Raw genomic sequence first — 17,338 nt, 5'->3', positions numbered from 1 at the left:
ATTACTGACCGATCGTTCGGTAAGTTAGTATGCACTCATGGTCGATCAGACGTCAAAGTCACAGGCGGTCCGGCAAGCCGGGGATCACATCGCCAGGGTCGTGCTGCCGCGCGCTTCGCTGGACACTGCGGGCAAGTCCTGGCTGCTGGAGAGGCTCACCACGGTGGGCGCCGATCCGAACATCCGGGTCGTCGTTCTCACCGGCGAAGGCAGGGCATTCTGCGTCGGACAGGATCTGAAGGAGCACGCCGCGGCGTTGGCCGGCGATCCCAGGACGACCTTCGACACGCTGGCCGCACACTACGAGCCGATCGTCTCCGCGATCACCTCGATGCCAAAGCCGGTGCTGGCCGCGATCAACGGAACCTGCGTCGGAGCCGGCCTCTCGTTTGCCCTGGCCTGCGATCTGCGCATAGCCCGGGCCGGGGCCGTCTTCGCCACCGCCTTCACCGGAATCGGGCTGAGTTTCGACTCCGGACTCTCGGCCACCCTGGCCCGCGCCGTCGGGTACGCCCGGGCCAGCGAACTCATCATCCGGGGCGACTCCTTCACCGCCGAGCAGGCCCTGGCCTGGGGGCTCGTCGGCGAAGTGGTGGCAGCCGAAGAGTGGGACACCGCAGTGGACGCCCTCGCCACGCGACTGGCCCACGGGCCGACCCAGGCCTACGCAGCGGCCAAGGCCGCCCTCGCCTCGGGCTGGGGCGCGCCACTGCCCGAGGTGCTGCACCGCGAGCGCACCGACCAGATCCGCCTTGGTAGCACCGAAGACCATCGGGGCGCGGTCGAATCCTTCCTGGCCAAGCAACGCCCGACCTTCACCGGCCGGTGACCGGCCCGCAGGTGGGCACGGCGCCCCGTCGAGGACGTCCTGGCCATGATCTGGAGACCGTCCTGGCCGCCTCGGTCGAGGTCTTCAACGAGCGCGGCTTTGACGGCACCAGCATCGACGATCTCGCCAAACGCCTGAGGATCACCAAGTCCGCCATCTATCACCACATCCAGAGCAAGGACGCCCTGCTGGGACTGGCCCTGGACCGGGCCCTCACTGGCCTGGAACAGGTGGCCGCCGAGGTCGCACTACTCGACGGAGCGGCGGTGCAGCGCCTGGAGGCACTGGTTCGCTCCAGCGTGCGGATGCTGGTCGAGCAACTGCCCTACGTGACGCTGCTGCTTCGAGTGCGGGGTAACAGCGATGTCGAACGTCGCGCCCTGGCCCGGCGCCGACGACTGGACAATCTGGCCGCCGCACTCGTCGCGCAGGCCATCGAGGAGGGCGACCTTCGGGGCGATCTCGACCCGGCGCTCACCGCGCGCCTGATCTTCGGCACGGTCAACTCGCTCACCGAATGGCTGAAACCCTCCCGCGGTCAGGACGCGGCCGCGTTGAGCGAGGCGGTCGGAACCGCGATCTTCCGAGGACTCCGCACCTGAGTCGAATTACTATCGCAGGGTATACGCCGAGAGTATAGTCACCGGTCATGACCGTCCCACTCACTCTTCTCGGCCTCCTCGAACGTGAACCCAGCCACGGGTACGACCTCAAACGCGACTACGACCGCTACTTCGGTCGCGACCGACCGGTGCCCTTCGGCCAGGTGTACGCCACCCTGGCCCGCCTGGCTCGCGACGGCAAGGTGGTGGTCGGCGAAGCCGAGGCCGGCTCAGGGCCTGACCGCAAGCGCTACGTCATCACTGAGGAGGGGGCGACCGAGGTCGAAGCCTGGCTTCGGGAACCCGTCGCGGCCGAGCCGCATCTGCAGACGATCCTCTTCGCGAAGGTGGTCCTTGCACTGATGCTCGGACGCTCAGCCGACGAGTACCTGGACACCCAGCGGGGCGCGCACCTGCAGAGAATGCGGGAGCTGACCGAGGTGAAGCGCTCCGGAAGCATGGTCGACGCCCTGCTGGCCGATCACGGGCTCTTCCATCTCGAGGCCGATCTGCGCTGGATCGACCTCACCGCGGCGCGCCTGGACGCCCTGGCCGAACACGTCCGCTCATGAGTGACGATCCGCTGGTCGAAGCGGTCGACGTCTGCCTCTCCTTCGGCGCCACCCCGGCGCTGCGATCGGCCAGCATCTGCGTCTCAGCCGGCGAGATCCTCGCCGTGATGGGGCCGAGCGGCTCCGGGAAGTCGACCCTGCTGCACTGCCTGGCCGGGATCCTGGTGCCCGATTCGGGCGAGGTGCGCTTCGGCGGCCGGCGCATCGACTCGCTCCGGGAGAACGAGCGCAGTGCGCTGCGGCGCGATCAATTCGGCTTCGTCTTCCAGTTCGGGCAACTCGTGCCGGAGCTGACGGCCGAGGAGAACGTGGCCCTCCCGCTGCTACTGCGAGGCGAGCCGCGCAGCTCAGCATTGCGGGAGGCTCAGTCCTGGTTCGGCCTCCTCGACCTCGATGGGTTGCAGGGGCGCCGCTCGGGCGAACTCTCCGGCGGGCAGGCACAGCGGGTCGCTCTGGCCCGCGGACTGGTCGCGCGCCCGGTGCTCCTCTTCGCCGACGAGCCCACCGGGTCGCTCGATTCGCTCACCGGCGAGAACGTGATGGAACTACTGACCACGTCGGCCCGGGCGAACGGCACCTCCGTCGTACTGGTCACGCATGAGCCCCGCGTCGCCGCCTACGCCGACCGGGAGGTCATTGTGCGCGACGGCAAGGTCACCGCCATCTCCTCGGCTCGGTCATGATCAGACTGGGCCTACGGCTGACCCTCAACGGCGGCCGGGAGGCGGTCGTACGTCTGGTGATCTCGGCTGCGGCGGTTGCACTCGGGGTGGGCATGCTGCTCATCACGCTGGCCGGTATCAATGCCGTCAACTCACAGAACGCCCGCTTCAGCTGGCTCGAGACCGGGACCGCCGCGGCCGAAACACCGACCAGCCCGCACGTCGACCCGGCCTGGTGGTACCTCACCGGCGACCTCTACCAGGGCGAGATCCTCGGTCGGGTGGACGTGGCGACCACCGGGGCGACGTCGCCGGTGCCGCCCGGCGTTGACGCGCTCCCAGGTCCCGGCGAGTTCTATGCCTCACCGGCACTGGCGAAGCTGCTGCACGATGACCCGCACGGTCCGCTGGCCACTCGCTACCCGGGGCGCCAGATCGGCATCATCGGGCCCGCCGCGCTCCCGGCCCCGAGTTCACTGATCGCTATCGTCGGGCACACACCCGAGGAGCTCTCCCAGCTGCCCGGCGCCACTGAAGTCACCGCCATCGGCACCACCGTTCCGAGCAGTTGCAACGGTGACTGCTACTTCATCGGCATCGACGCGCGCGGCATCGACCTCATTCTCTCGATCACGGCGGCCGCGATCCTCTGCCCGGTCCTGGTCTTCATCGCCACCGCGACCCGCCTCTCGGCCGCACGCCGGGAACAGCGCTTCGCCGCGATGCGACTCGTAGGCGCTACCCCCCGTCAGATATCGGTCATCGCCGCCGTCGAATCGACCGCCGCCGCGGTGTTCGGCGTCGCGGGGGGCTTCCTCCTCTTCGCCGGACTGCGTCATCCGCTGGCCGCTGTCCCGTTCACCGGGACCCGCTTCTATCTCAGCGATATCTCGCTGAATCGTCTGGACGTGCTGGCCGTCGCGGTGGGTGTACCGATCGCCGCGGCCGTCGCCGCGCGGTTGGCCCTGCGCCGGGTCAGCATCTCCCCGCTCGGAGTCACCCGTCGGGCCACCCCACGCCCACCCAGCGCCTACCGGATCATTCCGCTGCTGCTCGGCGTGGCCGAGCTCAGCTACTTCGTGGCGGTCGGGCGTCCGGCGACCACGCCCGGCCAGATCCAGGCCTTCCTTACCGGCTTCCTGCTGATCATGGTCGGGCTAGTGATCGCGGGGCCCTGGTTCACGATGCTCGGGGCACGCCTGGTCGCCGACCGCACCGGCCGACCGGCTGCCCTGATCGCCGCTCGCCGGCTGGCCGACAATCCGCAGGCCGGCTTCCGTGCAGTAGCCGGGCTGGTGCTCGCCCTCTTCGTCACCAGCGTCGCCGTCACGATGATCACGACCATCAACGCCTACGGCGCCGGCGGCCACACCACGGTGCAGCAGAGCGCAACGCTGGTCGAGCAGTATCACTCGCAGGACGGCTCGCGTTCGACGGCGATCCCGGCCATTCCGGCCACGCTGATCCAGCGCCTGAAGGCGATCCCCGGGGTGCAAGCGGTGAGTGTGGTGCATCAGATGCCCAGCGATGACCCGCGCGCGTTCCCACCCGGCGTAGCCTCCTGCGCGGCGCTGGCCGAGGCCCCGGCACTGGGGCACTGCGCGGACGGGGCGTCGGTGGCCACCGTCGAGGCCTACTTCGGAGGCCGCGACTCGACCCAGGCCAGCACCGTCTGGCCGGCATCGTCGGTGCCTGCGGCCCAACTGGAGCGACTGCCGGTCGAGCTGACCGCTGTGGTGACCGACGGGTCAACCGACGCGATCGAGGGCGCCCGAACCCTGCTGGAGCAGGCGCACCCTTCGCTCGCGGTGGCCGCGACGATCGGTGAATTGAATGCGCAGAATCCCAATACCAAGCTGAACAAGCAGTACCAGCAACTGGCCGATGTGGTCATCCTGACCAGCCTCCCGATCGCCGGCTGCGCCCTCGCCGTGAGCGTCGCGACCGGCCTAAGTGATCGCAGGCGTCCGTTCAGCCTCCTGCGGCTGACCGGGGCCCCGCTCGGCATGCTGCGCCGGGTCGTCGCCCTGGAGAGCGCGGTGCCGATGATCGCGCTCGCGACTGTGTCGATCGGTGTCGGCTTTCTGGCGTCGGGGCTCTTCCTGAAAGCCCAACTGACCGAATCACTGCGAGCCCCGGGAATGGGCTACTACCTGATCGTGCTCAGCGGATTGGTCGCCTCGCTGGTGATCGTCGCCTGCACCTTCCCTCTCCTGGAGCGGATCACCGGCCCGGAAGCGTCCCGCAACGAATAGCCACGGATAGCGAACGATTGCGGGTCCTCAGGATGCGGCGAACGGCGCGAACGTCAGGCTGGTCCGTCGGCTCGGCTGCGCTGCCTGCGGTACTCCAGCCCGAGTGGGATCAGGCTGATCAGGATGACCCCGGCCGTCACCGGGAGGATGTATTTGTCAATGTTTATCGCCGATCCCAGGAAGTATCCGAGCAGCGTCACCCCGCCGGCCCAGAGCACCCCGCCGACGACGTTGAAGACGGTGAAGCTGCGCAGCGGCACCCGCAGCACGCCCGCCACCGGGTTCATCAGTGTCCGCACGATAGGCACGAAACGCGCGATGAGCAGCGCCTTCCCCGGGCCGTACTCGTCCAGAAACTCGCGGGAGCGGGTGACATTCTGCTGCTTGAAGAAGCGGGAATCGCGGCGCTTGAAGAGCTCGGGGCCAAGTCGGCGGCCGATGAAGTAGCCGACCTCTCCGCCGGCGATAGCGGCGACGATGACCGCCACCAGGGTGAGCCCCAGGTTCAGGTGGATCGGGGCCGTCACCGAGGCTGCGCTGTAGGCACCGGCCAGAAAGAGGAGCGAGTCACCGGGCAGGAAGAAACCGATCAGCAGTCCGGTCTCGGCGAAGATGATGAAGGCCAGCCCCAGCGTGCCGTAGGAGGAGATCAGGTGCGTCGGGTTGAGGATGTTCACCGGTTCACCAGCACCAACGAGACGGCGCCGGCGATGAGGCAGTACCAGGCGAAGGGGCGCAGCGAGCGATCTTCGAAGTAACGGCTCAGGTAGCGCACGCTGAGGTAGGCGCCGATACCGGACATGAGGCTGCCGACCAATACCTGCGGTCGGATGCCGTCGCCCAGCGGGCCCAGCAGATCCGGGATCTTCAGCACGCCGGCGGCCAGGATGACCGGCGTGGCCAGCAGGAACGAGAAGCGGGCCGCCGACTCGTGGGAGAGACCGCGGCGCAGTCCGGTCGCCATCGCCACACCCGAGCGACTGATGCCTGGCGCGAGGGCCAGACACTGCGAGGTACCGACCAGGAGGGCGTCCCGAATCGGGAGGCGGCTGATCACCTCATCCTCACTGTCCGGGAGATTCTCGACCGCGAGATCGCGGTTGGCCGCGCGCCGCTTCCAGCGCTCGGCGGCGAAGAGGATCAGCCCATTGATCATGAGGAAGACGGCGGTCGGCGAGGGCTTGGCCAACACGGTGCGCAGGGTGTGCTCCAGCAGCAGTCCGACGAGGCCGACCGGGATCGTCGAGATGACGAGCAGCCAGCCCAACCGCTCGTTGTCGTGCTCGATGCGCCGATGCCGGATCGAGGAGCCGAGGCCGCGCACGATGCTCAGCCAGTCCCGCCAGAAGTAGATGACCAGCGCGATCGCGGTGGCCACATGCAGGCCGACGATGAACGCCAGATAGGGCGACTCCGGGCTGCTGACGTCCAGGTCCTTGGCCCACGACCCGCCGATGATCGCCGGGATCAAGACACTGTGGCCGAGGCTGCTCACCGGAAAGAGTTCGGTGACTCCCTGGACCAGACCGATGACGCTGGCCTCGAGCCAACTCAATTGCGCGTGCACAGCAGGGGACGTCCTTCCGACCGGGAGACGTCGCGTCGGCGCCGTCGTGGACGATCCTGGGCGGTCGACGATGTGAGCACGATGTACAAACGGGGTGAGTGAGAGCCAAATCGCGGTCACATGTTGCTCACATCATTGAGTTTGTACTGTCCGGGCTGTGAGGATTCTGGTGGCCGAAGACGATGTGCGGATGGCGAGCATGCTGCGGCGCGGACTCACCGAGGACGGCTACACCGTTGACGTGGTCGGCGACGGCAGCGAAGCGATCTGGCGGGCGACCGAGCACGAGTACGACGCCGTCGTACTCGATCTGATGCTCCCGGGTGCCGACGGCTTCGAGGTCTGCCGGGCGCTGCGCTCGGCCAACCGCTGGGCGCCGGTGCTGCTGCTGACCGCGCGCACCGAGGTCGCCGACCGGGTGCGCGGCCTCGACAGCGGGGCTGACGACTATCTGGCAAAACCGTTTAGCTTCAGTGAATTGTCGGCCCGGCTGCGGGCACTGATGCGCCGCGGCACCACCCCCCGGCCGACGGTGCTCACGGCGGGCAATCTCGCCCTCGATCCAGCCGCCCGGGAGGCGTGGCGCGGAGATGTCCTCCTGGAACTCTCGCCCCGTGAGTTCTCGTTGCTGGAACTCTTCCTCCGCCACCCCGGTCAGGTGCTCTCACGTACCCGCATCCTCGACCATGTCTGGGACTTCGCCTACGACGGTGGCAGCAACGTCGTCGACCAGTACGTCGCCTACTTGCGGCGCAAGATCGACCGCCCCTTCAACGTCGAGCAACTGGAGACCGTCCGCGGGGCAGGTTACCGGCTCAGCGCCGAACCCCGCCCCAGCAAGCCGGCCGCGGGCTGATGCTGCCGATCCGGCTCAAGATCGCCCTCGCCTCGACCCTGGCCACAGTGATACTCCTCGGCGGAGCCGGGCTGATCTTTCTCACCACGCTGCATTCGGGGCTGCAGAACAGCCTGGACAACTCGTTGCGCAGCCGTTCGGACGAACTCGCGGCCGAAGTGAACAGCGACGGAACGGTCCGCTCCGACCTCACTTCGGGTCGGATAACGCTGGGCGACAACACCTACGGACAGGTGCTCGGCAGCGATGGGGCGGTGCTGCAGAGTGTCGACGAGCTCCAGCACTCCCTACTCTCGGCGCAACAACTGGCCGAGGCCAAGAGTGGGGCCCGCTTCTTCGACGTGCTGGTGAACTCCACGCACGGGGGTCACCATCAGGAGGTTCGTGTCCTCGCCGCGCCGGTGGGGAGCGGCGGCACAGTGGTCGCGGTCGGGCTCAGTCGCGACATCGTCGATGAGGCCGTCGAACGGGCCGGCAAACAGTTGCTCCTGCTCGGGTTCATCGTCCTGCTCATCGCCGCCCCGGGGTCCTGGTTCCTGGCTGGTAGCGCCCTCGCTCCCGTCGAACGGATGCGGCGGCAGGCCGCAGAATTGCAGGCCAACGATGCCGGCGGTGGCCTTACCGTCCCTGAGACCCGCGACGAGATCGGGCGACTGGCCACGACCATGAACGCGCTGCTGGCCCGGCTGCACGACGCACTGGAGCGGGAGCGGGCCTTCGTCGCCGACGCGGGGCATGAGTTACGGACCCCGCTGACGGTGCTACGCGGCGAACTCGAACTGGCTCAGCGGCCCGGGCGCAGCAACGAGGAGCTGCTGGCGACGGTCGAGGTGGCGGCCGAGGAGACCGAGCGACTGATCCGGTTGGCCGAGGATCTGCTGGTGCTGGCCCGCGACGAGGACTCCGCAAACCTACGGTTGACCCGCTTCGATCTGGTGGAGACCCTCGCCGACGCGACGGCGCTCTTCGATGCCTTGGCCCTCAAGCGCAGTGTCGAGATCGAACTCGATGCACCGGCCGCCCTGGCGGTGACCGCCGACCCCGATCGCATCCGCCGGGCGGTCGAGAATCTGATCAGCAACGCGTTGCGCTACGCACCGGCTGGAAGCCGGGTCATCGTGCGCGCCGCTCGGGCCGGCGACGAGGTCCGGATCGCGGTTCTCGACGAGGGACCGGGCTTCCCACCGGAGCTGATTCCGGTGGTCTTCGAACGGTTCCGCCGGGGCGACGTCGCCCGCACCCGCGGCGGCGTCGACGACTCCGAGCAAGGCGGATCGGGGCTCGGCCTGGCCATCGTGCGCAACATCATGCGCAGTCACGGCGGCGACGCCGAGGCGGCGAATCGCAATCCCGGACCAGGCGCGCAGGTGACGCTGCACTGGCCGGTGACCGACGCGTGAGCAGCACGGCCCGGGCGGCCCAGCAGCCCGTGCGCCGAACGCGCTACTCAGACTCCCCTGCCTCGCGCCGCACCGGTGCCCGACCGGCGGGCTGGGTCGGCCGCGGGCCGGGCCGCGGCATCGCGTCGATGGGTAGCGTCACGCTGCTCGTTGAGGTGAGGGTGAAGGATTGTCCGTGGTGGCGCAGCGCGATCTCCTCATCCGGCTTCTGGTCGGCCTCGTAGGTGGCCGCATCAGGGGTGACGGTGACGCGCAGGACGCTGCCGCGCCAGCGCAGTCGAAACGCCAGTCTGGTCAGCCCGTCGGGCAGCCGCGGCGCGAAGGCAAGCTGATCGGAGTGGTCTCGTAGCCCGCCGAACCCGCAGACGATCCCCAGCCAGGTGCCGGCCAGCGAGGCGATGTGCATCCCGTCGGACGTGTTGTGCTCCAGGTCGTCGAGGTCGGTCAGCGCCGCCTCCATCAAGTAGTCGTAGGCCAGCTCCAACTGTCCGACCTCAGCCGCAACGATCGACTGGGTGCAGGCCGAGAGCGACGAATCCCGCACTGTTAAGGCCTCGTAGTAGGCGAAGTCGCGAGCCTTCTCCTCGGCGGTGAAGGAGTCACCACACCAGTGCAGAGCGAGCACCAAGTCGGCCTGCTTCACCACTTGCTTGCGGTAGAGGTCGAAGTACGGCCAGTGCAGGAGGAGCGGGTAGCTTCCGGTCGCGGCGGCCCGCTGGAAGTCAAGCACTGCGTGCGCCGTGAAGTCCCGGGACTGCTCATGCACCTGCAGTTGCTCGTTGTAGGGCACCGCCATCGCCTCGTCGGCACTGCGCCAGCTCTGCACCTCGTCGACCGTCACGCCGAGCGCCTCGGCCTCGGTCGGCCAGCGCCGCGCGACGTCGGCGGCGAAGCGGAGGTTGCGGGCCGCCATGAGATTCGTATAGACGTTGTCGTCGGCCACGGCACTGTACTCGTCCGGGCCGGTGACGCCGTCCAGGTGGAAGCGACCGTCCATCCCGTAGAAGCCGAGCGACATCCAGAGGCGCGCCGTCTCGACGGCGACCTCCAACGCGCAGCCGCGACCGAAATCCAGATCACCACTCCACCGCAGATGCCGGGCGGCGGCCACCGCGACCGCCGCATTGATGTGGAAGGCCGCCGTACCGGCCGGCCAGTAGGCCGAGCACTCCTGTCCGGCGATCGTGCGCCATGGGAAGGCCGCCCCCTGGAAACTCAGGGTCTTGGCTCGGTCGCGGGCCAGGTCGAGGGTGGAGTGCCGCCAGCGCAGCGCGTCGGCTGAGGCCTGTGGAGCGGTGGCGGTCAGGACGGGGAGGACGAACATCTCGGTGTCCCAGAAGGCATGCCCGTCGTATCCGGTGCCGGTGAGCCCCTTGGCCGCCACCGCCCGCAGCTCCGAGCGGGCCGCCGCCTGCAGGACATGCCAGAGCCCGAAGCGGACCGCCTGCTGAAGCTCCGGCGCACCCTCGACCTCCACATCGGCGCCGGCCCAGAAGTCATCGAGGTAGGCCCGCTGCTCATCGGCCAGCGCTCTCCAGCCGGTCGCCATCGCCGAGGCCAGCGCCGCATCGACCTGATCGCGAAGGGCCGGCACCGACCGTTGACTTGACCAGCTGTAGGCCACGAACTTGGTCAACTGCAGGCGCTGGCCCGGTTCGAGGTGCGCGCCGATCGTCATCCGGGCCCAATCCGGTTCGACGTTCATCCGCAGCACCGGATCCTGCACCTCACCGACCAGGTGATCCATTCCGGCCGCGATCCGCAGTTGGCTGCGCCTGGTGTTGTGCAGCAACCGGAACCGGCTGCCGTCACTGCTGTGCTCCTGGGCCTCGAGCGGATTCTCAAGCACCGCCGCGACGCGGGGGTCGGCCGACCGCGTCGGCATCTCCTCATTGGCCACCAATTCCGACTGCAGCACGATGCGCACCGCTGAGTCCAGCGCCTCGACCTGGTAGTTGATAGCCATGATCGACCGACGAGTGAAGGAGACCAGCCGGGTCGAGCGGACGCGGACCTCCTTCCCGGCCGGTGATCGCCAGTGGACGTCACGCTGCAGCAGTCCGGTGCGCAGGTCGAGGAGGCGCTCATGAGACAGGATGGTGCCGTAACGCAGGTCGAAGGCTTCGTCGTCGACCACCAGTCGGATGAGTTTCCCGTTGGTTATATTGACGATGCTCTGCCCGGATTCGGGGTATCCATAGCCGGCTTCGGCGTAGGGCAGCGGCTGCTGCTCGTAGAAGGAGCTCAGGTAGCTCCCCGGAAGGCCGTACGGCTCCCCCTCGTCGAAGTTGCCCCGCACTCCGATGTGCCCGTTGGCCAGCGCGAAGATCGACTCGGCCTGGGCCAGGTGGTCGAGGTTCACGCTCGTCTCGCGCACCACCCAGGGCTCGACCGGAAACTGCGGCTGGATGATCATCGCTGTTCCGTCAGCAGGTCGGCCAGGTCAGCGACGACGACATCGGCGCCGTGCTCCTTCAGCGCCGCTGCCTGCCCGACCCGATCCACTCCGACGACGAAGCCGAATCCCCCGGCTCGCCCGGCCGCCACTCCGGCCAGGGCATCCTCGAAGACGACCGCCTGTGCGGCCGGCGTAGCCACCAGCCGGGCACCGGCCAGGAACGAATCCGGCGCCGGTTTGCCCTTGAGGTGCTCGCGTTGCAGCGTCACCCCATCGACCCTCCCCTCGACATACTGCTGTAGACCGGTCACCTTCAGCACCTGCGCGGTGTTGGCGCTGGAGGAGACGACGACGCAGCGGAGCCCGGCCTCCCGAGCCGCCTTCAGATAGCGCACCGACCCGTCATACACCTCGACGCCGTCCCGCTCGATTCGTTGCTGCAGATCGTCGTTCTTACGATTGCCGAGACCGTAGACGGTCTGGTCCGTCGGCCGATCGTCCGGGGTGCCGTCGGGAAGGGTGATCCCCCGCGAGGCGAGAAAGTCGCGCACACCATCCTCACGTGGCTTCCCGTCGACGTACTCGTCATAGTCGGCGACCTGGTCGAATGGACGGTAGGAGTCGCCGTCGCGCTCGCGCAGGAAGGCATCGAAGGTGGCCTTCCAGGCGGCAGCGTGGACCTTCGCCGTCTGAGTCAGGACGCCGTCGAGGTCGAAGAGACAGGCGGTCACCTGGTCGGGAAGTCCGAGCATGCTGCACTCCTTGATTGGGGTCTGCTTGCCTCTCCTTAGTACCCGTTCCAGCTGAGGACGTCACCCAGCGCGCAGCGAAAGAAGGTTGAACGCTCACCGTGATTGCTATGGTGAAGGCAATCGAGCGCGAGGAGACTTCGATGCCGATTTTCCGTCTCAATCACGCGGTGCTCTACGTCAACGATGTGGCCCGCAGCGTGGCCTTCTACCGCGACGTCCTCGGCTTCGACTACATCCCGGGCGGGGCTTCAATGCGGGGAGCGGCCTTTCTGCGAGCCCCCGGTTCGACCAATGATCATGATCTCGGGCTCTTCGAGATCGGTTCGCAGGCTGCACCGTCGGGGGCCGGCCGCTCGACCGTCGGGCTTTATCACCTGGCCTGGGAGGTCGACACCCTCGGCGATCTGGAGGCGCTGACCGGGCGGTTGGCCGATGCCGGCGCGCTCGTCGGCGCATCCGATCACGGAACCACGAAGTCGCTCTACGCGAAGGATCCGAACGGGTTGGAGTTCGAGGTCGTCTGGCTCATTCCGGCCGCGCTGATCACCGAGGAGGATCGCAGCCGCTCCTCGCGTATCGGCGCCTTGGACCTGACCCGTGAGATAGAACGTTTCGGCCGGGACGCCCAGGGCGGAATCGGCGTCTCGAGACCGGCCGTCAGCGTCTGACGACCGTTCCAGGGTGGGTCAAGGTCAGCTCTGCTCAGTGCGAGTTTCGCAGGCGGCGCGGTCGCTGATCCAGCGAGTCGGCCAGTCGGCGCAGACCGTCGCAGTCGCGGTCGACGCTTGCGTCCTCGTCGTCTTCGATCGCTTCGAACAGGTCAGCCAGATCCCGGTAGACGGTGGCGTCGACTCTGGCCGGCGGTAACTGCGCGACGCGAAACGCATTCACCAGATTGATCTCGGTGAGGATGATGACCCTGGTTGCCGCGGCGGCCCGCTGCAGCAGTGACGAGCGATGAAACGGTGCAGTAAAACCACTGAGATCGATCATTGGACTTCCCTGTCCCTTGCGTTTCGTCGGTGAATCCAGCCTCCGCGGAGTGTGAAGTAGACGTAAGCTACGTCACTCCTGGGTGCTTCGCAATTCGAAAGAGCCACTCAACAACCATTCGAATGTCCAAGGTAAAAGCGCCGATCGCGGCTCTAGCTACGTAGAGCGGGCCGGGCGTCGAAAAGATACGACGATGCGCCTACGGACAGAAAGAAGTGCGTTGGCGGCCCGAATCCAGTGGACCGCCAACGCACCCTGTTGACGTCGCTCACCTCACTGGGCCCCGTGCGCTAGTGAGACGAGCGGCGACGATCTGTGGGGGCCGACTACTCGGCCCCGTTTTTGCAGCGGTACTACGAGTAGTCGCGAGTGGCCCGCTTGGCCGCCTCACGCATCTCGAACAGGTCGGTCAGCCAGGTCCCGATCTCGCGAGTCACATCCCGCACAGCGCCGGTGACGATGGTCGCGATCGTGCCGATGTGCGTCGCCGCCGACTCAGCCAACTCCTGAACGGTGTCCTTCCCCGCCTCGACCCCGCTGACCATCTAGGCCGCCACGGTGAGCTCAGGCCGCTTCGCGGTGATCGTCGGGCTCGTGGCCGACCCGCGACCCGGAAGGGCCAGCTTGCAGATCTTCATCGCCACCTGACCGAGCTGCTTGGACAGCCGCCCACTGGTGTACGAGAGGCCGTAGCGCTCGCAGATCTCTTGGATCTGCGGCGCCACCTCGGCGTAGCGGCGGGCCGGGATGTCCGGGAAGAGGTGATGCTCGATCTGGAAGGAGAGATTTCCGGTGAGGATATGGAAGAGCGACCCACCGGTGATGTTGGCCGAACCGGTCATCTGCCGGACGTACCACTCACCGCGGGTCTCGTCCTCGGTCAGCTCCTGCGGAAAGGTTGGCACTCCGGTCGGGAAGTGACCGCAGAAGATGATTCCGAACGACCAGACGTTGCGAACGACGTTGGCCACCGCATTGCCGGCCAACGTAGGCAGGAAGAGCGGGCCACTCAGCGCCGGGAAGAGCACGTAGTCCTTCAGGACCTGCTTGACACCCTTCTCCCACATCTGGCGCCGCAGGCCCACGGTGTCCGACCACTTCTTCCGGCCGGTCCAGAGCTTCTCGACCTCCAGATCGTGAGCCATCACGCCCCACTCGAAGGCCATCATCAGCAGGAAGGCGTAGATCGGGTTGCCGAGGTAGTAGGGGCGCCACTTCTGGTTCTCGTCCATGCGCAGCACGCCGTAGCCGATGTCGCGGTCCTTGCCGCGGATGTTGGTGAAGGTGTGGTGCATGTAGTTGTGCGAGTGGCGCCACTGCTCCGACGGGCAGACGTTGTCCCACTCGAACATCTTCGAGTTCACCGCCGGGTCACGCATCCAGTCGTACTGCCCGTGCATGACGTTATGACCGATCTCCATGTTGTCGAGAATCTTCGACATCGACAACGCGGCCACCCCGGCCAACCAGAACGGCGGCAGGAAGCCGAGGAACATCGACCCGCGGCCGGCGACCTCAAGCGCCCGCTGAGCCTTGATGATCTTGTAGATGTAGTCGCGGTCCTCCTGACCGAGCTTCGCGACCAGCTCGGCCCGAATCGCGTCGAGCTCCCGCCCCAGCTCATCGGTCTGTTCCCGCGTCAGTATTCCAGCTGCAACACTCATGATTCCTCCTTTAAATCTCTAGCGAAATGTCGCCGAGTGGCACGGAGATGCAGAGTTGGATCTGTTCGTCCGGATCATCGGATGTGTCACCCGAGATCACGTTCCGAACGCAGCCCGACTTCTTGATCTGGGTGCAGGAGAAGCAGATCCCCATCCGGCACCCGTACTCCGGGTGCAGCCCTGCCTTCTCGGCTTGTTCGAGCAGCGTCTCGCCGGTGTTGGCGGCGCTGATATTGCTCTTTTCGAAGGTGATCTCGCCGACCGCCTCGCCGGGAATGACCGTGATCGCCGGGGTGAACTCCTCGACGTGCAGGTTCTCCAGCAGCCCCACTGAGGCGTAATGCTCGCGGACCGACTTCATCAGTCCGGCCGGTCCGCAGAGGTAGGTGGCCGCCTCGGCATGCCACGGAGCCACCGCCTCGAGGTGATGCGACCCGAAGAATCCGGAGAGATCACCCCCCTCGACATCGGTGAAGCCGAGGACGAGGTGAACGTTGTCCCAGCCGTCGACCAGATGCTGCAGGTACTGCAGGCCGGGAACATCTTCGCGCGTGTAGGCGTAGTGCACGAAGGTGACGTCGCCGGTGTAGCCCTCGTCGATGAGCGTGCGCAGCATCGACAGCACCGGCGTGATGCCGCTACCGCCACTGATGAAGAGCAACTTCTGCGGCCGCTCGTCGGGAAGGACGAACGATCCGTCGGCCTGCGAGAGTCCGACGATCATGCCCGGTCGGGCATTCTCCACCAGCCACGGCGAGACGATGCCGCTCGGATCGGCCTTGATCGTCAGTTCGATGCGCCCGTCGGTGTGGTGCTGGGAGTTGGCCGGCGAGTAGCAGCGGGTGCGACGCACGCCGTCGATGAGCACGGTCAATGCGACGAACTGTCCGGCGACGAACCCCTTCCACACCCGAGTCGGGCGCAACTGCAGGGTTACCGTGTCGCTGGTCGTGCGCTCGACCTTGGTGATCTCGGCGCGCAGTTCGCGCACCGCGAGCATCGGATTGACCAGTTCGAGGTAGCGGTCGATGCCGTGCGGTGTCGCCAGGGCGTCGAGCAGGGCGAGCCCCCGTGAGAACACCGTTGTCTTCGGCGTCGCTCGCGAAGATCCAACGCGGGGCGCGGTGGTGGTCACGTCGTCGTTCCCCCTGTGAGTGCGGCGCAGCTTCTGCGGCCTGTGGCCCTCGGTCATCTGGCCCTCGGTCATCGTTTCAAACCCCCAGCCGATCGGCCGTCCCAGAGAGGCCGGCCGTTCGGTGTACGTCTGTACACTCAAGAGTTCACACCTTGCGATAAGTATTGTCAACCGTCGGTACCGCATTAATTCATCGAAGCATGGAGTTCCGGGCAGAAAATGCCCATAAAATGCATTGAATCGGGCAGGTATAGCGCAATTAGAACTCGACCAAATAAGTGAACACGCGTACTCTCGGGACGTGACCGAGGCAGTAACCCGCGCTGAGCGCAAACAGCGCACCCACCAGGCACTCCTTGACGCGGCACTCGAGCAACTGCACGATCGCAGCCTCTCCAGCCTCAGCCTCCGCGAGGTCAGCCGGAGCGCGGGCGTGGTTCCCACCGCCTTCTACCGGCACTTCGACTCGATGGAGGACCTCGGCGTCACGCTGGTCGATCAGGCCATGCGCAGCCTGCGTCAGATGCTGCGCGATGCCCGACGTAACCCCACCCGCGACCCGGTGGTCGGGTCGGTGGCGATCCTGCAGCGTCAGGTGCGGGCCAACGAAGACCACTTTCGGTTCCTGCTGCGCGAGCGCAACGGCGGGGTCACCGACGTGCGTCGTGCCATCTCAGCCGAACTCCGCCTCTTCACCAGTGAACTGAGCACCGACCTGGCCAGCATGCCGGTGTGGAAGAACGCTCCGATCGTTGCTGAATTGGATATCGCCGCCGACTTGATGGTGAGCGCGATGCTCACCATCGTCCAAGAATTGCTGGAGATTGACGTGGCCCGCGAGGCCCCGGTGATCCGCCGGGCCGAGAAGCAGCTGCGCCTCATCGTGATCGGCATGATCGGCTGGCGAGCCCAGCCGAGCTAGCCCCTGCAGCTCAGCTTCTGCGGGCTCGTTCTGCGTCCTGTCGATCGAGCGCTAGTTCGTCACGCCCAGCGAGGCGGTCAGCAGCGGCAGCAGGCCTTGCATCAGATCCTCCGGCGTCGGCACACCGTCCGGGTCGAGCAGCCACTGCAGTGCGAGACCGTTGCAGACGGCCAGCACGAAACTAGCGACCGCCAGCTGCCGCGGATCGTCGGCCGGCATCTCCTCCGCCGCCTCACCGGCCACCGACTGCACGATCAGTTCAGCGACTCGGATTCGGCAGCGACGGTAGTGCTCGGCAAACTGGGCCCGCAGCTGGGAGGAGCGTCCGGCCTGGGCCAACGCCTCCACGAAGGAGAGGAAGAGAGCCCGCTTCTCCGGCAGGTGATCGAGTTGCGCCTGCCAGGTGAGCACAATGCGCTGCAGGGGCGGGACATCCGGATCAGCCAGGACGGTTGAGGCCAGGTCGTCGATCCACGCGGTGAGAATTCCGCTGATCGCTTCATTGAGCAGCTCGGCCTTCGATCCGAAGTGATACCCGATCGAGGCGAGGTTGGTGTCGGAGGCAGCAACGAGGTCCCGAGCCGTGATGTGCGCATAGCCTTTGTCCTGCAGCAGTTGGCGGGCTGCGGCCAGCAACTGTTCTCGATGACCCACGTCGTGCACATTACGTGAGCGAGGGCGCCGGTGTTCTCGCTGCTTCAGCGTCGGCCAACTTGACCCCACAGTTATAC

18 protein-coding genes are annotated in these 17,338 nt (G+C 66.8%); 9 read left to right on the top strand and 9 right to left on the bottom strand.

Annotated features, from left to right (window positions below; translation table 11 throughout):
* The first annotated feature begins 37 nt into the window (after positions 1-37).
* From CPH63_RS10650 to CPH63_RS10630, 5 genes are read left to right on the top strand one after another with little or no spacing between them, the layout of a single operon-like run.
* Complete coding sequence (locus CPH63_RS10650; RefSeq protein ID WP_096302947.1) at positions 38-829, top strand: enoyl-CoA hydratase/isomerase family protein; 792 nt, start codon at positions 38-40, stop codon at positions 827-829.
* Between the two features lie 11 nt (positions 830-840).
* A complete protein-coding gene (locus CPH63_RS10645; RefSeq protein ID WP_096305068.1) occupies positions 841-1,431 on the top strand; it encodes a TetR/AcrR family transcriptional regulator in 591 nt (196 codons plus the stop codon).
* 47 nt (positions 1,432-1,478) lie between these two features.
* Positions 1,479-2,003, top strand: a complete 525-nt coding sequence (locus CPH63_RS10640; protein ID WP_096302946.1) for a PadR family transcriptional regulator — start codon at positions 1,479-1,481, stop codon at positions 2,001-2,003.
* On the top strand, positions 2,000-2,686 hold the full coding sequence (locus tag CPH63_RS10635; protein ID WP_096302945.1) for an ABC transporter ATP-binding protein: 687 nt from the start codon (positions 2,000-2,002) through the stop codon (positions 2,684-2,686). Before CPH63_RS10640 ends, CPH63_RS10635 begins: the two co-directional genes overlap by 4 nt.
* Positions 2,683-4,920: an FtsX-like permease family protein gene (locus CPH63_RS10630; RefSeq protein WP_096302944.1), complete on the top strand. Its 2,238-nt coding sequence runs from the start codon at positions 2,683-2,685 to the stop codon at positions 4,918-4,920. Before CPH63_RS10635 ends, CPH63_RS10630 begins: the two co-directional genes overlap by 4 nt.
* 53 nt (positions 4,921-4,973) lie before the next feature.
* Here the strand turns inward: CPH63_RS10630 and CPH63_RS10625 are convergent, their stop codons facing one another.
* Both CPH63_RS10625 and CPH63_RS10620 read right to left on the bottom strand, forming a co-directional pair.
* Complete coding sequence (locus CPH63_RS10625) at positions 4,974-5,597, bottom strand: DedA family protein (protein WP_096302943.1); 624 nt, start codon at positions 5,595-5,597, stop codon at positions 4,974-4,976.
* Positions 5,594-6,487 (bottom strand): undecaprenyl-diphosphate phosphatase, encoded by an 894-nt coding sequence (locus CPH63_RS10620; protein WP_096302942.1) that lies wholly within the window; start codon positions 6,485-6,487, stop codon positions 5,594-5,596. The genes CPH63_RS10625 and CPH63_RS10620 overlap by 4 nt, the downstream gene beginning before the upstream one ends.
* A 157-nt stretch (positions 6,488-6,644) precedes the next feature.
* On the opposite strand from CPH63_RS10620, the gene CPH63_RS10615 reads away from it, so the two are divergent.
* Both CPH63_RS10615 and CPH63_RS10610 read left to right on the top strand, forming a co-directional pair.
* Positions 6,645-7,343, top strand: a complete 699-nt coding sequence (locus tag CPH63_RS10615) for a response regulator transcription factor (protein WP_096302941.1) — start codon at positions 6,645-6,647, stop codon at positions 7,341-7,343.
* Positions 7,343-8,743, top strand: coding sequence for a cell wall metabolism sensor histidine kinase WalK (locus CPH63_RS10610; RefSeq protein ID WP_096302940.1), 1,401 nt, complete (start codon positions 7,343-7,345; stop codon positions 8,741-8,743). The genes CPH63_RS10615 and CPH63_RS10610 overlap by 1 nt, the downstream gene beginning before the upstream one ends.
* A gap of 43 nt (positions 8,744-8,786) precedes the next feature.
* On the opposite strand, the gene CPH63_RS10605 is transcribed toward CPH63_RS10610, so the two are convergent.
* Both CPH63_RS10605 and CPH63_RS10600 read right to left on the bottom strand, forming a co-directional pair.
* Complete coding sequence (locus CPH63_RS10605; protein ID WP_096302939.1) at positions 8,787-11,159, bottom strand: glycoside hydrolase family 65 protein; 2,373 nt, start codon at positions 11,157-11,159, stop codon at positions 8,787-8,789.
* On the bottom strand, positions 11,156-11,893 hold the full coding sequence (locus CPH63_RS10600; protein WP_096302938.1) for a beta-phosphoglucomutase family hydrolase: 738 nt from the start codon (positions 11,891-11,893) through the stop codon (positions 11,156-11,158). The genes CPH63_RS10605 and CPH63_RS10600 overlap by 4 nt, the downstream gene beginning before the upstream one ends.
* Positions 11,894-12,033: 140 nt before the next feature.
* Between CPH63_RS10600 and CPH63_RS10595 the strand changes: the two genes are divergently transcribed.
* Positions 12,034-12,561, top strand: a complete 528-nt coding sequence (locus tag CPH63_RS10595) for a VOC family protein (RefSeq protein ID WP_096305067.1) — start codon at positions 12,034-12,036, stop codon at positions 12,559-12,561.
* Positions 12,562-12,595: 34 nt separating this feature from the next.
* On the opposite strand, the gene CPH63_RS10590 is transcribed toward CPH63_RS10595, so the two are convergent.
* From CPH63_RS10590 to CPH63_RS10575, 4 genes are all read right to left on the bottom strand, one after another.
* A complete protein-coding gene (locus CPH63_RS10590) occupies positions 12,596-12,886 on the bottom strand; it encodes a hypothetical protein (RefSeq protein WP_096302937.1) in 291 nt (96 codons plus the stop codon).
* Positions 12,887-13,239: 353 nt separating this feature from the next.
* Positions 13,240-13,431 (bottom strand): hypothetical protein, encoded by a 192-nt coding sequence (locus CPH63_RS10585; RefSeq protein WP_096302936.1) that lies wholly within the window; start codon positions 13,429-13,431, stop codon positions 13,240-13,242.
* Positions 13,432-14,550 carry an acyl-CoA desaturase gene (locus CPH63_RS10580; protein WP_096302935.1) on the bottom strand — a complete coding sequence of 373 codons (1,119 nt, stop codon included), beginning with the start codon at positions 14,548-14,550 and terminating at the stop codon, positions 13,432-13,434.
* A gap of 10 nt (positions 14,551-14,560) precedes the next feature.
* A complete protein-coding gene (locus tag CPH63_RS10575) occupies positions 14,561-15,685 on the bottom strand; it encodes a ferredoxin reductase (protein ID WP_241895866.1) in 1,125 nt (374 codons plus the stop codon).
* 301 nt (positions 15,686-15,986) lie between these two features.
* Here CPH63_RS10575 and CPH63_RS10570 point away from each other — a divergent pair, with 301 nt between their 5' ends.
* Positions 15,987-16,607 (top strand): TetR family transcriptional regulator, encoded by a 621-nt coding sequence (locus CPH63_RS10570; protein WP_096302934.1) that lies wholly within the window; start codon positions 15,987-15,989, stop codon positions 16,605-16,607.
* Positions 16,608-16,658: 51 nt separating this feature from the next.
* On the opposite strand, the gene CPH63_RS10565 is transcribed toward CPH63_RS10570, so the two are convergent.
* Complete coding sequence (locus CPH63_RS10565; RefSeq protein ID WP_096305065.1) at positions 16,659-17,261, bottom strand: TetR/AcrR family transcriptional regulator; 603 nt, start codon at positions 17,259-17,261, stop codon at positions 16,659-16,661.
* Positions 17,262-17,338 lie beyond the last annotated feature (77 nt).

This window comes from Jatrophihabitans sp. GAS493 (assembly GCF_900230215.1).
GTDB lineage: Bacteria > Actinomycetota > Actinomycetes > Mycobacteriales > Jatrophihabitantaceae > MT45.
This window is presented reverse-complemented; position numbering and strand designations above follow the sequence as displayed.

Excerpts from the sequence above, each read along its gene's own strand:
- CPH63_RS10600 (WP_096302938.1), bottom strand. The coding sequence starts at position 11,893 with ATGCTCGGACTTCCCGACCAGGTGACCGCCTGTCTCTTCGACCTCGAC.
- CPH63_RS10595 (WP_096305067.1), top strand. The coding sequence starts at position 12,034 with ATGCCGATTTTCCGTCTCAATCACGCGGTGCTCTACGTCAACGATGTG.
- CPH63_RS10585 (WP_096302936.1), bottom strand. The coding sequence starts at position 13,431 with ATGGTCAGCGGGGTCGAGGCGGGGAAGGACACCGTTCAGGAGTTGGCT.
- CPH63_RS10605 (WP_096302939.1), bottom strand. The coding sequence starts at position 11,159 with ATGATCATCCAGCCGCAGTTTCCGGTCGAGCCCTGGGTGGTGCGCGAG.
- CPH63_RS10635 (WP_096302945.1), top strand. The coding sequence starts at position 2,000 with ATGAGTGACGATCCGCTGGTCGAAGCGGTCGACGTCTGCCTCTCCTTC.
- CPH63_RS10580 (WP_096302935.1), bottom strand. The coding sequence starts at position 14,550 with ATGAGTGTTGCAGCTGGAATACTGACGCGGGAACAGACCGATGAGCTG.
- CPH63_RS10590 (WP_096302937.1), bottom strand. The coding sequence starts at position 12,886 with ATGATCGATCTCAGTGGTTTTACTGCACCGTTTCATCGCTCGTCACTG.
- CPH63_RS10630 (WP_096302944.1), top strand. The coding sequence starts at position 2,683 with ATGATCAGACTGGGCCTACGGCTGACCCTCAACGGCGGCCGGGAGGCG.
- CPH63_RS10650 (WP_096302947.1), top strand. The coding sequence starts at position 38 with ATGGTCGATCAGACGTCAAAGTCACAGGCGGTCCGGCAAGCCGGGGAT.
- CPH63_RS10640 (WP_096302946.1), top strand. The coding sequence starts at position 1,479 with ATGACCGTCCCACTCACTCTTCTCGGCCTCCTCGAACGTGAACCCAGC.
- CPH63_RS10610 (WP_096302940.1), top strand. The coding sequence starts at position 7,343 with ATGCTGCCGATCCGGCTCAAGATCGCCCTCGCCTCGACCCTGGCCACA.